At 69.5% G+C, this 21,527-nt stretch carries 19 protein-coding genes; 8 read left to right on the top strand and 11 right to left on the bottom strand.

Features of this window, described 5'->3' with window-relative positions:
• Positions 1-12 precede the first annotated feature (12 nt).
• From ACVCAG_RS12200 to ACVCAG_RS12185, 4 genes are all read left to right on the top strand, one after another.
• Entirely contained in the window at positions 13-1,179 is a 1,167-nt protein-coding gene (locus ACVCAG_RS12200; protein ID WP_440083458.1) for a toxic anion resistance protein, read from the top strand.
• Between the two features lie 125 nt (positions 1,180-1,304).
• Positions 1,305-2,885, top strand: coding sequence for a VWA domain-containing protein (locus tag ACVCAG_RS12195; protein WP_440083457.1), 1,581 nt, complete (start codon positions 1,305-1,307; stop codon positions 2,883-2,885).
• Positions 2,872-3,501 (top strand): hypothetical protein, encoded by a 630-nt coding sequence (locus ACVCAG_RS12190; protein ID WP_440083456.1) that lies wholly within the window; start codon positions 2,872-2,874, stop codon positions 3,499-3,501. The genes ACVCAG_RS12195 and ACVCAG_RS12190 overlap by 14 nt, the downstream gene beginning before the upstream one ends.
• 156 nt (positions 3,502-3,657) lie before the next feature.
• Complete coding sequence (locus tag ACVCAG_RS12185; protein WP_440083455.1) at positions 3,658-4,407, top strand: DUF4158 domain-containing protein; 750 nt, start codon at positions 3,658-3,660, stop codon at positions 4,405-4,407.
• A gap of 380 nt (positions 4,408-4,787) precedes the next feature.
• On the opposite strand, the gene ACVCAG_RS12180 is transcribed toward ACVCAG_RS12185, so the two are convergent.
• From ACVCAG_RS12180 to ACVCAG_RS12170, 3 genes are all read right to left on the bottom strand, one after another.
• Positions 4,788-5,741, bottom strand: coding sequence for a sulfotransferase domain-containing protein (locus ACVCAG_RS12180; RefSeq protein WP_440083454.1), 954 nt, complete (start codon positions 5,739-5,741; stop codon positions 4,788-4,790).
• Positions 5,742-6,539: 798 nt separating this feature from the next.
• On the bottom strand, positions 6,540-6,722 hold the full coding sequence (locus ACVCAG_RS12175) for a hypothetical protein (protein WP_440083452.1): 183 nt from the start codon (positions 6,720-6,722) through the stop codon (positions 6,540-6,542).
• Between the two features lie 914 nt (positions 6,723-7,636).
• The gene (locus tag ACVCAG_RS12170) at positions 7,637-8,818 is read right to left on the bottom strand and encodes a P450-derived glycosyltransferase activator (protein ID WP_440083450.1); all 1,182 of its coding nucleotides are present in this window, start codon (positions 8,816-8,818) and stop codon (positions 7,637-7,639) included.
• Between the two features lie 224 nt (positions 8,819-9,042).
• Here ACVCAG_RS12170 and ACVCAG_RS12165 point away from each other — a divergent pair, with 224 nt between their 5' ends.
• Positions 9,043-10,248, top strand: a complete 1,206-nt coding sequence (locus ACVCAG_RS12165) for an acyl-CoA dehydrogenase family protein (RefSeq protein WP_440083495.1) — start codon at positions 9,043-9,045, stop codon at positions 10,246-10,248.
• Between the two features lie 52 nt (positions 10,249-10,300).
• Here ACVCAG_RS12165 and ACVCAG_RS12160 read toward each other — a convergent pair whose 3' ends face one another.
• Positions 10,301-11,176 carry a phytanoyl-CoA dioxygenase family protein gene (locus ACVCAG_RS12160; RefSeq protein WP_440083449.1) on the bottom strand — a complete coding sequence of 292 codons (876 nt, stop codon included), beginning with the start codon at positions 11,174-11,176 and terminating at the stop codon, positions 10,301-10,303.
• Here ACVCAG_RS12160 and ACVCAG_RS12155 point away from each other — a divergent pair.
• Complete coding sequence (locus ACVCAG_RS12155) at positions 11,175-11,876, top strand: NAD-dependent epimerase/dehydratase family protein (protein ID WP_440083448.1); 702 nt, start codon at positions 11,175-11,177, stop codon at positions 11,874-11,876. The two genes, ACVCAG_RS12160 and ACVCAG_RS12155, sit on opposite strands and share 2 nt — an antisense overlap.
• Here ACVCAG_RS12155 and ACVCAG_RS12150 read toward each other — a convergent pair.
• The 7 genes from ACVCAG_RS12150 to ACVCAG_RS12120 all read right to left on the bottom strand — a co-directional run bounded on the left by ACVCAG_RS12150 (position 11,855) and on the right by ACVCAG_RS12120 (position 18,948).
• The gene (locus ACVCAG_RS12150; RefSeq protein ID WP_440083447.1) at positions 11,855-13,123 is read right to left on the bottom strand and encodes an activator-dependent family glycosyltransferase; all 1,269 of its coding nucleotides are present in this window, start codon (positions 13,121-13,123) and stop codon (positions 11,855-11,857) included. The two genes, ACVCAG_RS12155 and ACVCAG_RS12150, sit on opposite strands and share 22 nt — an antisense overlap.
• 6 nt (positions 13,124-13,129) lie before the next feature.
• Positions 13,130-14,407: an activator-dependent family glycosyltransferase gene (locus tag ACVCAG_RS12145; RefSeq protein ID WP_440083446.1), complete on the bottom strand. Its 1,278-nt coding sequence runs from the start codon at positions 14,405-14,407 to the stop codon at positions 13,130-13,132.
• 4 nt (positions 14,408-14,411) lie between these two features.
• Entirely contained in the window at positions 14,412-15,341 is a 930-nt protein-coding gene (locus ACVCAG_RS12140; protein WP_440083445.1) for an SRPBCC family protein, read from the bottom strand.
• Between the two features lie 12 nt (positions 15,342-15,353).
• Positions 15,354-16,136, bottom strand: a complete 783-nt coding sequence (locus ACVCAG_RS12135; RefSeq protein WP_440083444.1) for an SDR family NAD(P)-dependent oxidoreductase — start codon at positions 16,134-16,136, stop codon at positions 15,354-15,356.
• Between the two features lie 114 nt (positions 16,137-16,250).
• Positions 16,251-16,550 (bottom strand): antibiotic biosynthesis monooxygenase, encoded by a 300-nt coding sequence (locus tag ACVCAG_RS12130; protein WP_440083443.1) that lies wholly within the window; start codon positions 16,548-16,550, stop codon positions 16,251-16,253.
• A gap of 29 nt (positions 16,551-16,579) precedes the next feature.
• A complete protein-coding gene (locus tag ACVCAG_RS12125) occupies positions 16,580-17,617 on the bottom strand; it encodes a cytochrome P450 (RefSeq protein WP_440083442.1) in 1,038 nt (345 codons plus the stop codon).
• A 23-nt stretch (positions 17,618-17,640) separates the two neighbouring features.
• Complete coding sequence (locus ACVCAG_RS12120; protein ID WP_440083441.1) at positions 17,641-18,948, bottom strand: activator-dependent family glycosyltransferase; 1,308 nt, start codon at positions 18,946-18,948, stop codon at positions 17,641-17,643.
• 134 nt (positions 18,949-19,082) lie between these two features.
• Here ACVCAG_RS12120 and ACVCAG_RS12115 point away from each other — a divergent pair, with 134 nt between their 5' ends.
• Together ACVCAG_RS12115 and ACVCAG_RS12110 are read left to right on the top strand one after the other, a co-directional pair.
• Positions 19,083-20,264, top strand: coding sequence for a hypothetical protein (locus ACVCAG_RS12115; RefSeq protein WP_440083440.1), 1,182 nt, complete (start codon positions 19,083-19,085; stop codon positions 20,262-20,264).
• A 7-nt stretch (positions 20,265-20,271) separates the two neighbouring features.
• Positions 20,272-21,510 (top strand): nucleotide disphospho-sugar-binding domain-containing protein, encoded by a 1,239-nt coding sequence (locus tag ACVCAG_RS12110; RefSeq protein ID WP_440083439.1) that lies wholly within the window; start codon positions 20,272-20,274, stop codon positions 21,508-21,510.
• The last annotated feature ends 17 nt before the right edge of the window (positions 21,511-21,527 follow it).

Here is a 21,527-nt window from a genome sequence, read left to right as displayed (position 1 = left end):
GGAGAGACCACCGTGAGCGATCTCGTGCTCAGCCCGCCCGAACCCGTGGCCAAAGTGCCCACGGACAAGGCCGCCACCATGCTGCCGGTCCCGGAGGGGCGAGACGCGGAACTGGCGCAGAAGGCCGGCGACTTCGCCGAGGAACTGGGCGGCCTGGACCCCAGGTCGCCGGAATTCACCCGCAAGGTACACGACATCACCTCCATGGGCGACGCGGAGATCCGGGCCTCCTCCCAGGTGGCCAACCGCATGCTGAGGCGCCCGGTGGCCGCCCTGGCGTCCGTCAAGGGCGAGGGCCGGGACGCACAGGCGGCGGTCGCAGGGCAGCTGGTCGCGCTGCGCCGCACGATCGTCGACCTCGATCCCAAGCAGACCTCCGGCCCGGCCAAGAAGCTGCTGGGACTGATCCCGTTCGGCGACCGGCTGCGCGACTACTTCGCGAAGTACCAGTCGGCGCAGAAACACCTCGACGACATCATCCGCGCCCTGAAGTCCGGGCAGGACGAGCTGCGCAAGGACAACGCGGCCATCGAGGGCGAGAAGACCAACCTGTGGGAGTCGATGAAGCGCCTGCAGGAGTACGCGCTGCTCGCCGCCGCCCTCGACGCCGCGGTGGAAGAGAAGATCATGTACGTCGAGGCGGCCGAACCGGAGAAGGCCACCACGCTGCGCTCGGATGCGCTGTTCGGCATCCGCCAAAAACACCAGGACCTGCTCACCCAGCTCGCGGTGTCCGCCCAGGGGTATCTCGCACTGGACCTGATCCGCAAAAACAACCTCGAACTGATCAAGGGCGTGGACCGGGCGACCACGACGACGGTCGCGGCGCTGCGCACGGCCGTGACCGTGGCCCAAGCCCTCGCCAACCAGAAACTCGTGCTCGACCAGATCACCGCACTGAACGCCACCACCTCCGACCTGATCGTGGCGACCAGCGAGATGCTGCGCACACAGGCCGCCGACATCCAGACCCAGGCGACCTCGACCACGGTCGACATGGACGCGCTGCGCAAGGCGTTCGACAACATCTACGCCACCATGGACATGATCGACACGTTCAAGGCCAAGGCCGTGGAGAACATGGCGATCACCGTGGACAGCCTGACCGTCGAGCTGGACCACGCGCGCACGTACCTGGAGCGCTCCCGGCGCGGCGACGAGCAGGAACTCCCGCGATGAACGGCCCGGCGCCCGGTGCGTCACCGGACTCCCGCCCGGCCTGGTCGGCATCCGGCGTGCCACTCGGTTCACGCTCGACTGGGCCGGCGCTCGGCGTGCGGGCGGGTGGCCGCCGGGTGAGGTGGGTGCTCGCCGTGCTGATCCCGATGGTCCTGCTGGTGGCGTCGGCCGCGTGCGGCGGAGCCGACACGCCCGACACCCCCGACACTCCCGCCGACGGCCCCGACGTGCTCCGCGTCCTCGCCGGAAGTGAGGTCGGCGACCTGGAACCGCTGCTCAGGCGGGCCGAGGACGCCGTCGGCGTGCGGGTCGCGCTGTCGTACGCCGGAACGCTCGACGGGGCCGACCAGGTGGCGAGCGGCGGCGCGGACGGGCGCCACGACGCGACCTGGTTCTCCTCCAACCGCTACCTGTCGCTGATCGACGGGGCGGCCGCGCGGCTCTCGACCCAGACCAAGGTCATGGTCTCGCCCGTGCTGCTCGGGCTGAAGGCGTCCAAGGCCCGCGAGCTCGGCTGGGACGGCAAGACCGTGACCTGGAACGACATCGCCTCGGCCGCGAGGGCCGAAAGGTTCACCTTCGGCATGACCAGTCCCGCCGCGTCCAACTCCGGATTCTCGGCGCTGGTCGGCGTGACGGCGGCGCTCTCCGACGCCGGCGAGGCCCTGGAGGAGGCCCAGATCACCGCGGCGACCCCCAGACTGAAGGAGTTCTTCTCCGCGCAGACGCTCACCTCCGGCTCCTCCGGCTGGCTCGCGGACGCGTACACCAAGGAGGGCACGGTGGACGGGCTCGTGAACTACGAGTCCGTGCTGCTCGGCCTCAACGCCTCCGGAAAGCTCTCCGAACCACTCACACTGGTCTACCCGGGCGACGGGGTGGTGACGGCCGACTACCCCCTCACGCTCCTGAGCTCCGCGCCCCCGCAGAAGAAGGAGCTGTACGGCAAGCTCGCCACCTGGCTGCGCACGCCGGAGATCCAGCGGGAGATCATGACCACCACCCACCGCAGGCCCATCGTCCCCGAGGTCAGGCCGGAGCCGCGTTTCGGGACCGCGTCGCTGGTGGAGCTGCCCTTCCCCAACCGGCGCGGCGCGGCCGACAAGCTGATCGGCGTCTACCTCAACCAGGTCCGCAGGCCGTCGCGGACCCTGTTCGTGCTGGACACCTCCGGCTCGATGAAAGGGGAGCGGATCGGCGCGCTCAAGCAGGCGCTGACCGCCCTGTCCGGCGCCGACACCTCCGCCAGCGGATCGTTCTCACGCTTCCGCGACCGCGAGACGGTCACGATGATCCCGTTCAACACCGGCCCCGGCACCCCGCGGACCTTCACCCTGCCCGACCGCGACGCCGAACCGGTACTCCAGCAGATCCGCTCCTACAGCGAAGGACTACAGGTCAACGGCGGTACCGCGATCTTCGACAGCCTGCGGGCCGCCTACGAGCAGGTGCGGTCCTCGCCGTCGGAGGACTTCACCTCCATCGTGCTGATGACGGACGGCGAGAACACCGACGGCGGCTCCTACGACGACTTCGCCGCCTACTACGCGTCACTGCCGGTGAAGTTCCGGACGTTCGTCGTGCTCTTCGGCGACAGCGACGTCGACGAGATGAGACGTATCGCCGAGCTCACCGGCGGAGCGACCTTCGACGCCAGACAGGGATCGCTGGCCACGGCCTTCAAGGAGATCCGTGGCTACCAGTAGCCCGGGAGGGCGGATCCTCGCCTACGCCGGGTCGACCAGGAACATCGCCGGATGCGCCCTGGCCCTCACCGGGGTGGTCCTGGTCTTCCTCGGCGTCGCCGGGACGTTCTGGCCCGTCGTGGTCGCCGGGCTGTACGGCGTCGGGGCGCTGCTGGCCCCGGCGGACCGGGTGAGGCTCACGATCTCGCACGCGCAGGTGGAGTCCCGGCAGCTGGGTGCCGACCTGGACACCCTGCTGGCCAAGGTCGGCCAGAACCGCTTCCCCGACGACGTGACGACGAGGGTCGGCGCGCTCGCCGAGGTGCTGCGCGACATCCTCCGGCGGGCGGACACGCTCACCTCCTCGCCCGATCACCTGCACATCGTGTCGCAGACGATCAGGGACTACCTGCCGTCCAGCCTGGAGGCGTACGCGAACCTGCCCCGCTCCCGCGCGCTCACGCGGCGCGGCGAGCGGGAGCGCAGCGCGCACGAGGAACTGCTCGCCCAGCTCGACCTGCTGGACACCCAGCTGCGCAAGGTGGCCGAGTCGGTCTACCGGGGCGACGAGCAGGCCCTGCGCGACCAGGGCAGGTTCCTGCGGGACCGGTTCGGCGGCTCCGGCCTGGACCTCTGACCCGGTCGCCCGACGTCTCCGGCGACACGAGGAGGCCCCCGACCGCCTCCGTCGGCACGTTCGCGGGCTGGAACCGCCGACGGCCCGACGTAGTTGATCATCGGTCGTTAGGCTTGCTGAGTTCGCGCTGGTTGGTGGCGGTTTCCGGGGGTCTGCGTGGCATCTATCGACCGGACGGCCTACCCGAGGTTCGCGCGGGCGGTGTCGGCGCGGGAGCTGGCGGAGATGTTCACGCCATCTGCCGTCGAGGCCGAGTGGGCGCGCGGCCAGACGAAAGATGATCAGCATCTGCTGGCGCTGCTGGTGTGGTTGAAGGCCTATCAGAAGCTCGGTTATTTCCCGAAGTTGGCTGACGTGCCGGTCGTGGTGGCCGAGCACGTCCGCGGGGTCGTGGGTCTACCAGAGCAGGTGGTTTTGTCGGAGGCGGCGGAGCGGTCGGCCAAGCGGCACCGTAGTTTCGTTCGGAAACGGCTCCGGGTGGTCTACGACGCAGTCGGGGTGCGGGAGGTGGCAGCCAAGGCGATCCGCAAGGCGGCGCAGGCGAAGGACAACCCCGCAGACCTGATCAATGTGGCGTTGGACGAGCTGGTGAAGGCCCAGTGCGAGCTGCCTGGCTATACGACGCTGGACGAGCTGACGAAGAAGATCCGGACCGAGGTCAATCGCGGGTTCTTCGCACTGGTCTCCGGCCGGGTGGACGGGGCAGCGCGGGCGCGGTTGGGCAGGCTGTTGGCGGTCGACCCGGTGACGCGGCGCAGTGAGTACGACGGGTTGAAAGACGTGGCGCAGGCGGCGTCGCTCGGCAAGTTCAAGGGCTGCCTGTTGTTTCTGCAGGACCTGGACGCACTCGGGCCGACCGAGGCGTGGCTGGAGGGCGTCCCGCCTTCGAGGTTTCAGGTGTCGTAGGGCCAGCGGCCGTCGGCAACCGGGGAGTCGGGGTCGAATCGCAGGCGGGCCTCGTCGGGGCTGGTGGCCAGGGCCTGGGCGATGTCGTGCCAGGTGTGCCCGTTGAAGCGGCGCTGGTCACGAGTTCGGGCAGGAAGCGCTCGGCCTAGTCGATGAGGCTGGCGGTCAGGGTGATGGCGGTCAGCTTCGCCGGCGGTGAGCTACTGTCAACGGCGGCCAGCCATATCGCGCACATTCGACGCTCTGTCTTGCGCCGGCCGGAGCGACGACGTAGGCAACCCAGCGCCCGTCGGGCGAGATCACCGGCTGCGACGGCACGACGCCGTCCACCACCAGTTCCGTGGTCAGCTCCGGCGCGTCTCCACTCATGCACCGCGCCCTTAGAGGTTGCCTTCCGTCGGCAGCGCGGGCCGATGGATCCAGGCGGCAAGGTCCGCCGGCGCGCATTCGGCGACTCGGGCGGCGTACCGGGGAAGCTCCTCCTCGCTGAGGACCTGCCGCCACTGGCCTGTTGATCCGCTGTGGAAAAACTGGCTGCGGTCGTGATAGAAGCCGTCGTGGCTGGCTTCGGGCGCGAGCTCGCCGGCCCGGCCCTTCATGACCGCGAACGTGGCGGCCTGGACCAGGTCCGGCCAGGCTGTCTCGGCAATGGCGATCCCGAGCCGGGCGGCTATGTAGCGCATCTGCCCTTCGAGGTCATCAAGGAGGTCCTCGTAGCGCAGCAGCACGATGTTCGGCTGGTCACGCACCTGCCAGAACGTGTCCAGATGGTGAAGCATGATCTCCAGGTCGGACACGGCCTTTCCGGGCGCGGCCGGATTGACCCAGGACCAGAAACGCTCGCGCGCGGTCCCGCTCGGCAGGGACGGAGCGGCGGCCAGCAGCTCGTCAAGGACCACAGCACCCACGGCATCCTCCCGCAATGCGAGGGACACGGCCCGGTCGGTGTTACTGGTATGGCTGTCCAAGGACACGGCCACATCCCGAGGGTCCCGGCTTGCGCAGAGGTAGGTGACCCGGTCGTCGAAGGGCAATCCGTCGAGGGGCGTATGGGTCTTGATGAATCGCCGGTGCGCCTGTGCCTCGAGGTCGGCCAGCACTCCGGTGAGCGGGCGCAGCAGGACGTCCAGCCACGGCGAGATCTGGTCGAGCGGCCGGTCGAATGGCGCGCTTTTGAAGATCTCCAGGGCGCAGATCATCTGCAGCCAGGTCGTGCCGCACTTCGCCGGGGTGCTGATCACAATGTCGCCGGGACGGAACACGAACCCATCCCAGCGGGCCGAGTCCGTAAAGGAGGTCTGGTAGCGAACGCGTTCCCCCATGCCCATGCCCATACCGGGAGGCTGACAGCAACCAGATCGGGCCGTCAACCGTGCCGTGAATGACTGGGACACCCCCGCTAGCGCAATGACCGGAACGCGGCGCGGACCTCGGTGGTAAACAGCGTCGGTTCCTGCCAGGAGCGAAGTGATTGCCCCGGTCTGCTCGAATGTGCGGTTTTCCGGGCGTCTTCCGCGGCGTCGGCTCAGCATGCGTCAGCGCCTCCCGCACCAGTCGCCGGTGCACCCCGTACCTGCGAACCAGCGCCCGGACCGACAGCCCCTCCCGCCACGAATCATGCCGGATGCGCTCGAACAGCTCAGCCTTCGTGACCGCCACCAGACCCTCCTGACGCCGCGCAGCATCACGAGGCTCCCGCGCGCAACCCGCCCGGCGGGGCCACTTCAAGCCGACATAAGGATTCCGTCACCTGCCCCAGCCCGGGCGGGGCCAGATCAAGCCGTCGTAGCCAGCCGCCCAGTAAGCCAGACACCGGGGTGCAGCAGGGCCGTGCCATCGGCAGGTCGTGTCACCAGATGGTGCGCACTCCGCGCAGGACGAGCGTCGTCGCGGTCGTGACCTCGCAGGAGCAGGGCCGCTCCCGCCCTGCTGCGCCAGCCGTCGCCTCCATCCTGGCGGGCGACGACCACGTCCCGATCGCCGCCGCGACCACCTGTTCGCCACCCTGCGCAGGTCACACAACCTCATCTTCGCCGACCGGGGGAGTGGTCCATCATCGGATCCGGAGCGGCTTGCCGGTTATGAGGGTCTTCAGTGGTGTTGACCTGCCCATATTTGTCCGCATACGTCCGTCAAAGCGAATGTTTGTTCTGGCGGTGTGGGGGAGGGGCTGCCTGGGCGCTGGCTTCGTGGATGATGGCGGTCGCTGTCATTGCGTAGTTGGAGGAACGACGCTTGATGGAGTAGGTCGAATCAGACAAATCGCTTAAATGGGGCAGATCGTTTGAGGCGATCATGATCGCGGAACGGTTCACGCGAGCGCCGCATCCATGAAGCAGCCTTCACTGAATAGGTCGCCCGATTCGGGACGGTCCTGTGCGGTCCGCATAGGTGGATCTTGTTTGGCGAAATGATCAAGTGGCGATGATCGTGCATGGAAAGGGACTCCGGGCGCCATGGCGCACCCGGGAGGGAAGTGCGCCGTTCTCCGCCTTCCCGTAGCGGGGAGCACTCGGAGGGCAAAAACCTGCACGATGCGCCGAACAGGCCCTGTCGGCACAATACCTTATACCAGACAGAATGAGGTTTCTGTCTGGTATAAGGTATTTTGTGCTGATAGGGCCGTGCGGTGGGCCGTTCAATGGGCCGTGCGAATTTTTTGTCCGTCGAGTGCTTCTTGTCGCGAGAAGGCGCGGTGCGGTTTTCTCTCGGGTGCGCCATGGCGCCCGGAGCCCCTTTCCGCGCACGATCACCCCCACTTGATCATTTCGCCGAACAAGATCCACAAGCCACCAGACCACCCAAAACGATCAAGAAGCGGCAAGATCCCGCCCATCTCGGGCGACCTACTCAGTGAAGACTGCTTCATAGATGTGGCCGGATCTCACGTCTCACTCAACCCGTTCCGTGATCATGATCGCCTCAAACAATCCGCCCCATTCAAGCGATTTGTCTGATTCGACCTACTCCATCAAGCGTCGTTCCTCCAACTACGCAATGACAGCGACCGCCATCATCCACGAAGCCAGCGCCCAGGCAGCCCCTCCCCCACACCGCCAGAACAAACATTCGCTTTGACGGACGTATGCGGACAAATATGGGCAGGTCAACACCACTGAAGACCCTCATAACCGGCAAGCCGCTCCGGATCCGATGATGGACCACTCCCCCGGTCGGCGATCTCACCGATGGGGCGTGGGCGCGTAACACCCGGCTCGGGCCGGGCCGCTCACGCCCCGCCGGCGGTGGAGACCGGGAATTCCAGGACGCCGCCCGTCACCGGTGACCGCAGGCGGCGGAGTACGGGGCCGGTGCGGCGGATCTCGGGCAGTTCGGTGGCGAGGGCGCGTAAGGCGGCGGTTGCCTGGAGCCGCGCCATGGGGGCGACGAGGTCGATCTGCGGTCCTTCGAACAGTACCGGCGCGGGCCGTCTGCCGAGGTCGAACCGGTCGGGGGCGGCGTGTGCGCGCGGGTCCCTGTTGGCCGCCTCGACCGCGATCACCACTTCCTGGCCGGCTTCGACCCGCTGTCCCGCGAGTTCGACGTCCTCCTGTGCGAACAGGTTTCGCAGCCGGACCGGCGGCGCGTACCGCAGTGTCTCCTCGATCGCGGCGGGGGCGAGGCCGGGGTCGGCGCACAGCGTCTTCCACTGCTCGGGGTGGTCGAGCAGGACTGCCAGGGCGTTGCAGACGAGGTTCGCGGTGATCTCGACGCCGACGGCCGCGGTGAGTACCCCCACGGGGAGCGCGTCGCCGGTGAACAGGTCCCGGATCTCCGAGACCGCGGTGGCGAGGGTGCGTGCGGTCCCGAGCTGGGGCGGGCACATCGTCGCGTCCAGCAGGCCCGCGGACCGGGCGCACAGGTCGGCGAAGTGTTCGTGCCGGTCCGGTGGCAGGCCGAGGAGGAGGGCGGCGCCCCTGGCCGCCGTCTCCAGCGCGTAGCCGGTCAGCAGGTCGAACTCGCCGTCGAGGCGCCGGACGCTCTCCTCGTGCAGCCGGGTGATCTCCGGCTCTTGGAGTCTCACCGGCGCCAGGCGGTCGTAGTCGGCGCGGTCCATGTTCACGAAGGCGTCGTGCAGGGGCAGGACCTTCCTCAGGGTGGGGAAGTCCCAGGGCATGGGTTCCGCCTCCTCCCCCGTCTCCTCCTCCGCGTCTTGCGGAGGTCGCGGGCTGAGGCGGGGGTCGAGCAGGACGGCGCGGCCGAGTTCGTGGTCGGCGGTGACCCACACCCCGGCGTGGCTCCAGTAGAGGGCGCCGCGCTCGCGGATCCGTCGGCCGAGTTCGTGCGGATCGTCGCTCGCCGCACGGAGCAGCAATGCGTAGGGGTCGTCCTTGGTTCCCATGATCCATTGAACGCCACGGAGAGTCAGCAGATCATCGCTCAGTTCGCTGTCCGTCACACTCTTCGTCATGGGCCTGACGCTAGGGAGCGTCGCTAGAGCGGTCCTCAAATCCTGCTTTAAGCCGTTGTGGTGACCGTGGTTCGGCCGGTCGTCCCGGGGCCGGGGCTGGTTTCGGGGACGTCGTGGAACGGCGGTGGAGCGGCTGCCGGTCCACCGGTTCTCGAACGGGTCGTGGAATCGTCGTTGGACATCCGACCATGCCGAGGGAAAGCCGAGGGAAAGCGGTGAACTCGATGGAGCTGCACGGCGGCGACCCGTCGCTGACGGGAGAACTCCGCGAGCCGAGGACGCCCGCCGGTCGCGTATTGCTCGACCTGCTTACCGGGCACCTTGGCCAGATCCGGGACGAGGCGGCCGGGCATGACCGTCAGGGGACGTTCCCGGTCAATGTCTTCACGGCTCTGCGTAAGGACGGTGTGCTCGGCGCGACCGTGCCGGCCGAGTTCGGCGGGCTCGGCGTGGACCGGTTGTTCGACGTGTGTCTCGCCCTGCTCACCGTCGCCGAGGCCGATGCCTCCACCGCGCTGGCCCTGCACATGCAGCTCAGTCGTGGGCTCACGCTCGGCTACGAGTGGCGGCATGGCGGGCGGGAGCTCGCGGGGCGCATCCTGCGCTCGATGGGTTCCGGCGAGGCGGTCGTCTGTACGACGGTCAAGGACGCGGGCGGTGGCCGGATCGTCACCCGGCTCACGCCCGCTCCGGGCGGCGGCTGGTTGTTGTCCGGCCGTAAGACGCTGGCGAGCATGGCGCCGATCGCGACGCACTTCGTGATCTCCGCGCGGGCGGATGCCGAGGGTCGTGTGCCGCGGGCGGCGGCGGCGCTGGTGCTGCGGGGGGCGCCGGGCTTGACGGTGCTGGACAACTGGGACGGTCTTGGTATGCGTGCCTCGGGCAGCGTCGATGTCGTGATGGAGAATTGCCACGTCGCCGATGAGGACATCTTCTTTCGTGGGCCGGTCGACGCGCACGACGACGCCGCGCTCGCGGGCCAGACGGTCAGTTCGATCACCATGCTGGGGATCTACACGGGTGTGGCGCAGGCTGCGCGGGACCACACCGTGGCCGCGCTCGTCAGGCGCGGCCGGCCGGGGGGTGCGACGCGCACGCTGCTGGCGGAGATCGACGCCCGGCTCTACGCGATGCGGACGACGGTCGCGGCGGCTCACGCGACGGCCGACTATTATTCCGCCGAGTTCGAGGGTGATCCCGGCGAGCGCGGCCGGCGGATGATGCACGCGTTCCAGCGCGCCAAGCTCATGGTCAACCGTCTCGCGCCGGACATTGTCGGTGACTGCCTGACCGCGATCGGCGGTGCCTCCTACGCGGGGGGCAACCCGTTGTCCCGGTTCTATCGCGACGTGCGGGCGGGTAGTTTCATGCATCCCTTCACCTATCCCGACGCCGTCGACTACCTGGGCGAGGAGGCGCTGCGGCGGTGAAGGGCCCGCGCGGCGGGGACGTCGCGCGGGTTTTCCCGCTCCTTGCGCGCTGTCACGGGTCCAGCAGCGGGAAGCGGTCGCCGTCGAGGGGCTGGCCCGGCCTCAGCGGGCCGGCGCCGGGGAGGTCGTCGAGGTGTGTGTTGCCCGTCGGCCGGTAGGTCGCGTCCGCGTCCATGTAGATCGCGGTGGTCGACACGCGTGGTCGGTCGGTCGTGTTGGCGCCGGCCGCGTGGACGACCCGGACATGGTGGAAGGTGCAGTCGCCCGCTCGTACGGGGATCGCGACGCGGGGCAGCCAGGCCACCTCGGGTCGGGCGTACGCGTCCCAGGCGTCGGAGGCGTTGCCGGTCGGTGGCAGCAGGTGGGAGCCGGGGACGAAGCTCATGCATCCGCGTTCCACCGGGACGTCGACCAGTGCCACCCAGGCGGTCAGGCCGATCGGTGCCCCCTGGAACGGAAGGGCGAACTCGTCGAAGTGGGGTTCGGTGGGCCTTGACCGTTCTGGTCCCTTGTGCAGGAGTTCGAGTTTGAACAGCCGCAACGGTGCGCCGGCCAGCTGTTCGGCGATGGCGGTGACGCGCGGGTGGAGGGCGAGGCGGCGCATCGCCTCGCTTTTGAGTTGGGCGTCCTCGACGAACTCCAGGATGGTGTCGCCGTCATCTTCCCAGTGGACCTTCTCCTCCTGGCCGAGCAAGGCCATCGAATCGGTCAGGAACTCCCTGACCTCCGGTTCGCCGAGCACATTGGGAATGTGCACGAAGCCATCTCTTCTGTAACGGGCGATGGTCTCCGCGGAAACAGTTGAAGTCACGTCCGACAGGTTAGGAAAGGCGCCTCGAACCGGACTCGACGTCTTTTGCGGTGTTCGAGTCGTTCGCCATTCCGCGTTTTTATAGTGAGTTATGGAGATAATCGGCCGCGGTTTCATGGCCCGGCATCTCGGGCCGTTGCGCGGTGTGCATCCCGGAGTCGTCGTCCTCGCGGCGGGGGTGCCCCGGCAACAGCTTCCCGATTCCGAGCACGAGCGCGAGATCGCGCTGGTGCGTGAGACGATCCCGCGTTGCCGCAGGCAGGGCCGGACGCTTGTCTTCTTCTCGACCGTGAGTATGTACGGCGGGCCCGGCTGCCGGGGGCGTGAGGACGACCCGATCGTCCCGTCCACCCGGTACGGCCGGCACAAGCTGGACCTGGAGAGGCTGATCCGCGGCTCGGGGGTGGACCATCTCATCCTGCGGCTGGGATATGTCCTCGGTCCCGGCGGTCCCGGTTTCCGGCTGGTTCCGGCGTTGGTCGAGCAGATATTGTCGGGCCGCGTCCAGGTGTACGAAGGGGCTCGCAGGGACATTCTTTACGTGGCCGATTTCGTGACCGTTTTCGATCGGCTTCTGGAGACCGGAACGACCAATCAGGTCGTGAACGTGGCGTCGGGCGACTGTGTGGAGATCGTCCGGGTGGTCGAGCATCTCGAGCGTTGTCTGAACGTCACCGCCGAGCACGACATGCTGGGGCGGGCGAACGTCTCCCATTGCCCGTCGGTCGAGAAGATCCGGGCGCTGGTGCCGGAGGCCGCGTTTGCGCGCGGGTACCATCGGTACGCCCTTGAGCGTTATCTGGCGGAGACGCGGTAGTCGGCGGTCAGCCTTTCCAGGACGGGCACGATCTCGCGGGGCGCCGGGGTGGCCAGCACCTCCTGGCGCAGTCGTTTCGCCTCGTGGGCGAACGACGGCTCCTGCAGCACCCGCACGAGCATCTCTCGTACGTCTCCGCCGTACAGTCCCACGCCCAGGTCCTGCAGCCGCCGTGCCCTCGGTATCGTGTCCCACAGGCCGTTCGGCACGATCACCTGTGGTACCCCGTGCACCAGTGCGCTCTGGGACTGTCCGAAGCCGCCTTGGTGGACGATGGCGGAGCAGGTCGGCAGTAGTTCGTTCAGCGGCACGAAGTCCACCACCCGCACGTTGTCCGGTATCCGCGCTCCGCCGATCTGGTCCGCGGTGAGGGTCGCCACCACCTCGGCGTCCAGTCCTTCCATCGCGGCCAGCAGGTCGGCCACGGGTGCGGTGTCCCCGCCCAGGACCTCGCGGTGGGACAGGCCCAGGGTCAGGCAGACCCGGCGGCGTTTGGGCGGTTCCCGCAGCCATTCGGGGACGATCGCGCGGCCGTTGTACGGCACGCCCCGCATGGGCACGCCGAGGTGCGCGGTCTCCAGTCGCAGGGCCTGCGGGACGGGATCGATGGTCCACTGGCCGACGACCACGTCCTCGGTGAACGCGTGGCCGTACCGGGCCAGTGTCGGTGCCAGCCACTCTTCGAGAGGGTCCTCGCGTAGTCCCGGCGGGCGTCGGAGCATTTCCGCCAGGTAGTGCTCGCGCATGTGGCCGATGAGGTCGAGGCCGTACAGGAGGCGGGCGTGGGCCGCGCCGCACGCCTTGGCCGCGACGGGGCCGGCGAGGACCATGGTGTCCCAGATCACGAGGTCCGGTTTCCACATCCGGGCGAATCGCACGAGGTCGTCGATCATGCGGGGTGGGGAGAAGGTTTTGAGGACCAGGGTCGTGAGCACGGTGAAGAGGCCGTGTGTGAAGTCGTAGGTCAGCAGTTCGGGGCGAAGCTCGTCGAGTTTGAGCAGGTTCTCCGGGTTCGGGGTGTCGTCGCTCAGCTCTTTCTCGCGTTCGCGGTTCTGCTCCGCCATGGCGGCCTGGTCGAGCTCCGGTCCGATCGGCACGGCGGCGAGGCCGCTGGCGGTGATGTCGTCCACCAGTTCGGGGCTGCTGGCGACGCACACCTCGTGTCCGGCGGCGCGTAGGGCCCAGGCGAGCGGGACCTGCGGGAAGGCGTGCGCCTTGGTGGGCAGGGTCTGGAACAGGACGCGCACGGTGTGTCACTCCTTGTGCTCGGCGGTCAGCTGTTCCAGCAGCGGCACGATGTCGCTGGGGGCGGGTGTGCCGAGGACGTCCCTGCGCAGCCGGTCCGCGTCGCGCGTGAACGAGGGTTCCTCCAGCACCCGTACCAGCAGGCCGCGCAGTTCGGCGGCGGTGAACCGTTCGGCGTCGGGCACCGTCAGCCCTGCGCCGGACTCCCGCACCTGCTCGGCCTTGAGCAAGGTGTCCCAGTGGTCGTGCGGGACGATGACCTGGGGCACCCCGTGCGCGAAGGCGGTCTGCATCGTGCCCGTTCCGCCTTGGTGGACGACGGCGGAGCAGGTCGGCAGTAGTTCGTTCAGCGGCACGAAGTCCACCACCCGCACGTTGTCCGGTATCCGGCCCACGCCGTCGAGCTGGCCGGTGTTGAGTGTCGCCACCACTTCGGCGTCCAGTCCGTCCATCGCCGCCAGGATGTCTTCGATGGAGATCTGGTTGCCGCCCAGGACCTCGCGGTGGGACAGGCCCAGGGTCAGGCAGACCCGGCGGCGTTTGGGCGGTTCCCGCAGCCATTCGGGGACGATCGCGCGGCCGTTGTAGGCCACGTGCCGTACCGGCACGTAGTGCAGGCCGACCGGTAGCCGCATCCAGGAGGGCGCCGGGTCGATGGTCCACTGTCCGACCACGGCGTCCTCGGTGAACGTGTGGCCGTACCGGGCCAGTGTCGGTGTCAGCCATTCCTCGAGCGGGTCCTCGCGCAGCGCGGCCGGTCGCCTGCCCACCTCGTGCAGGTAGCGTTCGCGCATTCTGCCGACGAGGTCCAGGCCGTACATCAGGCGGGCGTGGGCGGCGCCGCACACCTTCGCGGCGACGGGGGCCGCGAAGGCCAGCGGGTCCCAGATCACCAGGTCGGGCCGCCAGGCGCGGGCGAAGTCGACGAGGTCGTCGGTCATGCCGCGTGGGGAGTGGTTGCGGAAGACGATCGTGGTCAGCGCGGTGAACATGCCCTGCATGTGGTCGTAGGTCAGTCGCTCGGGGCGGGTCTCCTCGATCCTCAGCAGTTCTTCCGGGGTCGGCGTCTCGTCCTGTTGGCGCTCGCGGATCTCGGCCATCATCGCCGCCTGGTCGAACGGTGCGCCGATCGGCACGGCGGTGAGGCCGGTGGCGGTGATGTCGTCCACGAATTCGGGCCGGGCGGCGACGCATACCTCGTGCCCCGCCGCCCGTAGCGCCCAGCCCACCGGGACCTGCGGGTAGACGTTGGCTTTGGATGGAAGTGTGACGAACAGGACTCGCATCGCGTCAGGTCCGCTCGGCGTAGGTCTTCGCGTGGTGCATGGTCGTCGTGCTGTTGCGGCCGAGTGCGTCACGGACGAAGGCGCGGGCGTCGGCGAGGGTGGCGTTCTCGCCGAGGACGTCGGGGATCGCCTCGGGGGCGATGACCACGGTGTGGGTCGAGGTGATCACGGTTTCGTCGCCGTCCGCCTCGATCAGCCACTGTCCGGTGTGTGCGGACATCAGCGCGGGCGTTCGTAGTTGCTTGTAGACGATCCGGTCGTGCGGGAAGCAGATTCGCACGGACTTCGTGGTGTGCGTCGAGCCGTTGGGGGCTCGTGTGTCCATCTCCAGGATCTGCACGTTGGGCACGTCCTCGTCGAGCACCACGCGGGACACGTGTGGCAGTCGCTGCGGCCAGTGCTTCGCCTCATGGACGAAGTCGTAGACGTCTTTGGCCGGACCGGCCACCCGTACGACGTCGTCGAAGGTCATCAGCAGTTCGGCGCGTTCCGGCCCGTGTTCCGCCGCCGCCTTCAGTGCCGCGAGTTCGGCCTCGCTGTTGCGGTCGATCGCCTGCCGGATCCAGGCGACCTTGTCGGGGTCGTCGCCGACGGCCTCGAAGTCGTGCAGGAGCCGGACGCGGCTCTCGGTGCCGGACAGCGGCTCGATCCGCCATTCTCCGCCCATGCCGGCGACCGGCGGCTGGGAGACCTCCTGGCGGAAGCGGACCCGGAGCCGTTCCCGGTCCGGGTGGCGGCGTGAGGTCCAGCCCTTGACCTCGTCGTTGGCCGTGGCCCAGATCCTGATGCGCTCCTCGTGCTCGCCGCGCTCGAGGTGGTCGGCGTGGACGGTCGGGGGGAAGACGTGCGGCCAGGCGGTGATGTCCAGGATGAGGTCGAAGACGGTCCGCGCCGGGGCGGACACGGTGATCTGGTGCTCGGTCTGGTGCGTCACGGGTTCCTCCGGTCAGTAGTTTCCGAGCCCGCCACAGACGTTGATCGCCTGTGCGGTGATGGCCGCCGCCGGTTCACTGATCAAGTAGCCCACCAGGCCCGCCACCTCCTCGGGCGTGCTGTAGCGCCCCAGCGGGATCTTCGCCTCGAAGCGTTCCAGGACCTCCTGCTCGCTGACGTCCCACACCCGCGCGTACCCTTCGCGTACCCGCTGGGCCATCGGCGTCTCCACGTAACCCGGGCAGACCGCGTTCACCGTCACGCCCGACCGCGCCAGTTCCAGTCCCAGCGCCTTGGTGAACCCCACCACCCCGTGTTTGGAGGCCGAGTACGGCGCGCCGAGCACCACGCCCTGTTTTCCGCCGGTGGAGGCGATGTTCACGATCCATCCTCGCCCTCGCTCCAGCATCCCGCCCCGCACCAGCACCGCCCGTGTCACGCGCAGCACGCTGTTCAGATTCGTGTCGATCACGTCCAGCCACAGCTCGTCCTGGATTCCCGCCGTCGGCCCTCCGCCGCTTCGGCCCGCGTTGTTCACCAGGACGTCCACCCCGCCGAAGCGGCTCACCGCCGCCTCGACCAGCGCCTCCACCTGTGTCGTGGACCGGACGTCGCACACTCGCCCGTCCGCCTCCATTCCCGCCTCCGACAGTTCCTTCACCGTCGAGTCCACCCGTTGCGCGTCCCGCGCGCAGACGAACACCCGCAGGCCCGATCCGCCCAGCAGTCGCGCCACCGCCAGTCCGATGCCGCTCGTCCCACCCGTGACAAGAGCCGTCCGCGTCTCATCGGCCATGACCACGCCCTCCGCATCCATCCGGGAAAACCGAATCAGTCTGCGAAACCTCGCACTCGCCGCTCGTGGCGTGCTCGATCGGTGTCCTCACCGGGATTCGAGCGGTCCGCGAGCTCACACGACCAGTAGCGTCTCGAAGAAGTCGCCCTCGCTCTTGCCGAGTTTGTGCAGCGCGCCGACGAGTGCCCCGAACTCCGGGCCCGCGATCGCCCGTTGGAACGACCCGGCGTCGCGCCAGAGCGCGATGTTGAGGTAGTCGCCGTTCTTCGGGACGTGCCGCAGCACGGTGTACCGGACGAAGCCGTCCTGGCGTCGCAGGTACTCCGCGGCCTTCTCGATGACGGCCTCGAATTCCGCCGGAGAATCGTGCACGGTGAACCTGTTGACGAAGGTCACCCCGGTGGCGTCTGACACTTTGCCTCCTTTTACATCTTTTCCGGTATTTATGCTGATGTGTGGGCTTGCTTTGCCGCCTCGGCCGGGAAGCTCAGGACGCCGGAGGTGACCGGGGACCGGATGCGGCGGAGCACGTCGCCCGTACGGCGCAGTCCCGGCAGTTCCGCGGCCAGGGTGGCGACCGCCGCCGCGGCGACCCGCGTCCCGACGAGCCCGGGGGGCATCAGCCGTTCCGTCGGCGCCCGGTGGAGGTCGAAGCGATCCGGGTCGGGGTGCGCCCCGGGGTCGCGCTCGGCGGCCCCGACCGCGATCACGACCTCCTCCCCCGCGCGCACCGGCTGCCCGGCCAGGGTCAGGTCCTCCGTCGCGAACAGCGCCTGCAGGCGTATCGGCGGTGCCCATCGCAGGGTCTCCCCGATCGCGGCGTGCGCCAGCGCGGGGTCGGCGTGGACGGCCGCCCACTGGTCCGGGCGGTCCAGCAACGCCGCCACCGTCTCGCAGATGAGGTTCGCGGTGAGCTCCGCGCCGACCGCCGCGCCGGTCAGCTCCCCCAGTTCGGCGATCGCCCTCAGCAGCTCGTGCGCGGTGGCCGTCCTCGGCGGGCACATGGTGGCGTCCAGGAGCACCGCCACCCCGGCGTACGCCTCCTGGAGGCGGCGCCGGTCCGGCACGGACACGGCCCGTAGGGCCAGCCGCCTGGCGAGGACGGCGAGATCGAACCGGCCGCTCAACCCCTCGAACTCGGTCGCGGCGATCCCTTCCGGGAACGCCGGCTCGCCGAACCCGGTGTCGAGGGGCAGCACCCCGCGCAGTGTGGGGATCGGCTCGTCGGGGACGACCGGGGCGCGGGCGCTCAGGCGCCCGTCGCGCAGGATCGCGCGGGCGGTCCGGTGCCCGGCGGTCACCCAGGCCCCGGTGTGGCTGCGATACAGCTCGCCCCGGTCCCGTATCCGCCGCCCCAGCTCGTGGGGGTCCTCGCTCGCGGTACGGAGCAGCAGGGCGTAGGGGTCGTCCCGGAGGCCCATGATCCATTGGACGGCGCGCAGCGTCACGAGCCTGTCGCCCAGCAGGGGGTCCGTCTTCATGCGCGGCACGCTAGAGCGGGATGCTATAGCGCCGCTCGATCGGCCACCAGCCGCTCGAGGACCCGCACGACGTCGGCGGGCGCGGGTGTGCCCAGCATCTCGGCGCGCAGCCGGGCCGTCGCCTGGGCGAAGGACGGCTCCGTGAGCACCCGCTCCAGCAGGCCGCGAAGCTCGCCGGCGGTGGCCCGCTCGGCGTCGGCCGCGTAGAGGCCGGCGCCGGCCTCCTGGAGCCGCAGCGCCCTCGGCGCGGTGTCCCAGTAGCCGTTGGGCAGCATCACCTGCGGCACTCCGTGCGCGACCGCGTTCTGCATCTGGCCGAAGCCGCCCTGGTGGATGATCGCCGAACAGGTCGGCAGCAGCTCGTTCAGCGGCACGAAGTCCACCACCCGCACGTTGTCCGGCACCCGGTCCACGCCGTCGAGCTGATCGGCGTTGAGCGTCGCCACCACCTCGGCGTCCAGGTCCGCCACCGCCTCCAGCAGGGTCGCCACCGAGACCCGGTCCTTGCGCATGAGCTCGCGCAGCGACAGGCCGAGGGTGAGGCAGACCCGGCGGCGCTTCGGCGGCTCCCGCAGCCAGCCGGGGATCGTGGCCGGGCCGTTGTAGGGCACGAAGCGGACCGGTACGTACCGGTGGTCGACGTCGAGCCGCATCGACGGCAGCACGGGGTCGATGCTCCACTGGCCGACGACCGCCCCCTCGTCGAACCGGCACCCGTACCTCGCCAGGACCGTGGTCAGCCATTCCTCGACCGGGTCGTCGCGCCGCTCGCGTGGCAGTTCGCGCACCATCGCCAGGTACTTCTCGCGGGCGCGTCCCACGAGGTCCAGGCCGTACAGCAGGCGGGCGTGCGCCGCGCCGGACGCCCTGGCGGCCACCGCGCCGGCGAGGATGAGCGTGTCGGAGACGATCAGGTCCGGCCGCCAGGCGCGCGCCGCCGCCACGAGATCGTCGATCATGTCCGGTGGCGAGACGTTCTGGAAGATCAGCGTCCAGACGAGGTGCACGCCGTGCAGGTGGTCGTAGGTGAGCCGGTCCTGGCGGAACTCGGCGATGTCCAGCTCACGCTCCCACTCCAGGAAGAACGGATGGACCTCCTCGCCGCGCTTCTCGAGCTCCTCGCGAAGGCGGCGGCTCTCCGTCTTCACCGCCTCCTGGTGCAGCACGCGGCCGACCGGCACCGCGGTGAGGCCCGCGGCGGTGATGGTGTCCGCCATGTCGGGCTGGCTGGCGACGCGCACCTCGTGTCCCGCCGCCCGCAGCGCCCACGCCAGCGGGACCTGCGCGTACAGGTGCGCCTTCACCGGCAGTGTCACGAACAGCACTCGCATGGTCTTCTTCCCCTCGTCGGCCGTGACCAGCGTGCGGGCCGCCGCTCGTGACCGGCTCGATCCGCGGCGGGCCGGTGGCGGCGCGCCGAGTCTTTCTTGAGCCGATTCCGAGACCCGTCACGCAGATTCGGACCATGAGCGACAGCAGCAATCTCACCGAACGCCTGGTACGCGCCGGGACGGCCACCGACGAGGAGATCGACCGGCTGGTACGGGACGCCGGCCTCGGCCCGGTCGTCCACGCCCTCGCCGAGGAGGTCGTCTTCCGCTGCGACGTGCCGGTGAACGTCAAGCCGGTCAACGTGGCGCTGGACATCGGGCATCGCGACGAGCGGCACTCCGTCGTGCTGCGGGTGCACCGGGGCGAGCCCATCCGGATCGTGGACGAACCGGATCCCATCGTGTGGTCGCGCCTGAGCATCGACGTGGCCGGCCTCCTGCGCCGCCTGCACGGAAGGACCACCCACCGCCGCAACGGCGACTTCGGCAACTCGTTCCTGGCCACCTCCCCGTATCCGGAGAACGACTTCACCGAGCTGCCGGAGATCGTGCGCTCCTCGGGCCAGGCCACCGGCACCGTGATGTCCGGCCTGACCGCCTACCACGGCGACCTGGGCAGCCTCGCGGTGCGCTACGAGTCGGACAAGTGGGCCAGCTTCCACTGGTACACCCCGCACTACGAGCGCCACTTCGCCGCGATGCGCGACGAGCCGGTGCGCGTCCTGGAGATCGGGGTCGGCGGCTACGAGGACGAGCTCGGCGGCGGCTCGCTGCAGATGTGGAAGCGCTACTTCCACCGCGGCCTGATCGTCGGCATGGACATCTACGACAAGACGGCCCTGAGCGAGCCCCGGCTGACGGTCGTGGTCGGCGACCAGAACAACCCCGGCGACCTGATCGCCGTGGCGAAGGAACACGGCCCGTTCGACATCATCATCGACGACGGCAGCCACTACGCCCAGCACATCCGCACGTCGTTCGACACGCTGTTCGGCCATCTGAACGACGGCGGCGTCTACGTGATCGAGGACCTGCAGACCGCCTACTATCCCAGCTTCGGCGGCAGCGCCGGCGAGACCGCGGAGCCGCACACGTCGGTCGGCCTGGTCAAGGGCCTGCTGGACGACCTGCACCACCAGGAGGGCGAGGAGGTCACCGCCAAGGAGCTCACCTTGACCCAGCGCGCGGTGACCGGGGTGCACGTCTACCACAACATCGTCTTCATCGAGAAAGGCGTCAACAGGGAGGCCGGCCTGCCGACGTGGATGAACGCGGCCGCCTGGGCCGCCCTGGGCGCGACGGACACCGGTGGGTGAGACGACGATGCGGGTACTCTTCACGCTGTCGTCGTGGCCGACGCACTACGCCTCGATGGTGCCGCTCGGCTGGGCGTTGCAGGCTGCCGGGCACGAGGTCCGGGTGCTGTGCGCTCCGTCGCAGACCAGATGGGTCAGCGCTGCGGGCCTGAACCCGACCCCGATCCTGGACGGGATGGACGTGGTGACCCACCTGCGCCTCCAGTACCACCAGGAGGCCAGGGACGGCGTCTGGCCCTACCCGTGGCTGCCACCGCACCCGGTCACCGGCGCCCCGCTCGACCGGCTCGAGGACTTCGACCCCGCCGACCCGGCCCACTTCGACGCCGCCGGCGTCGCGGCGCGGGCGGCGCGCGGCTTCGACGCGGCCGTCGAGTTCGCCACCGCCTGGCGGCCTGACCTGGTGCTGCACGACCCGGTCAGCCTGGAGGGCCTGCTCGCCGCCCGGGTGATCGGGGTGCCCGCCGCGATCTGCCTGTGGGGGCCGGTCGGCACCGAGGAGGCCGAGCACATGCGCGTCGTGCCGGCCGACCACAGCGGCTCCTTTCCCCGCCACGGTCTCGGGGAGTTGAGCCTGGACATGATCGAGTACGCGGTCGACCCCTGCCCGCCGTCGCTCGCGCCACCGACGAAGGCGCGCCGCCTGCCCGTGCGGTACGTGCCGTACAACGGCAGCGGGCCCGTGTGGCCGCTGCCGCCGCCGGACCGGCCGCGGGTGTGCGTGACCTGGTCCACCGGCCTGACGACGGTGTCGGGGCCGAACTCCTACGCGCTTCCGCAGATCGTCGAGGGGCTGCGGGATCTGGACTGCGAGGTGGTCGTGACGGCGACCGCCGAGGACGTCGCCGCGCTCGGCCCGGTGCCCCCGTCGGTGCGCGTGCTGGAGCGCGTCCCGCTGCGGGTTCTGCTGCCCACCTGTGACGCGGTCGTCCACCACGGTGGCAGCGGGACGACGCTGACCTCGCTGTGGGCGGGCGTGCCGCAGCTCGCCCTGACCTTCGCCTCCGAGCAGACCGTGGCCGCGCGGCGTACGGCCGCCACCGGGGCGGGCCTGCACCTGCTCGGCCACCTCGCCGGACCGGCGGCGATCGGCGCGGCCGTGGCCAAGCTGCTCGGCGACGGCTCCTACCGGGACACGGCCAGCCGCCTTCGCGAGGAGATCCTGGCGGGGCCCTCTCCCGCCCGGTTCGTGGCCGACCTGGAGGAACTCGGCCTGGAGGAACTCGGCGACGGGCGCGCCGGCTGAGGCCGAGGGCGGCGCGG

It is taken from the genome of Streptosporangium sp. G12 (assembly GCF_052983175.1).
Note: the sequence above shows the minus strand (reverse complement) of the source record. Positions and strands in the feature narration are given on the sequence as shown.